Here is a 298-nt window from a genome sequence, read left to right as displayed (position 1 = left end):
GCAGGAGAGCTACGCTGTTCAGCGCCTTTGTGAGGCGTTTGATATACACCGCAGCAGCTACCGGGTTTGGCGCGATAGGCCAACAGCTCCGAAGCCAGAAGAGCTTCAGTTACAGACCTTGGTGAAGGCCGCACATACAGTCAGTAACGGCTCAGCGGGAGCCCGGTCCATTGCCAAGATAGTGACGCAAAGTGGAACACCTCTCAGCCGATACCGTGCTGGCTGCAGGATAAAGCTGCTGGGGCTGGAAAGCACCCAGGTTCCTTCGCATGCGTATAAGAAGGCAGAGCAGCCCCAT

General features: G+C 57.0%; 1 pseudogene. It reads left to right on the top strand.

The annotated features are described in order from the left end of the window. Nucleotides 1-298 (top strand): annotated as a pseudogene (locus Q1A48_RS21530) (IS3 family transposase); the annotation flags it as partial.

Origin of the sequence: uncultured Microbulbifer sp. (genome assembly GCF_947489355.1) — a bacterium.
Taxonomy (GTDB): Bacteria; Pseudomonadota; Gammaproteobacteria; order Pseudomonadales; family Cellvibrionaceae; genus Microbulbifer.
This window is presented reverse-complemented; position numbering and strand designations above follow the sequence as displayed.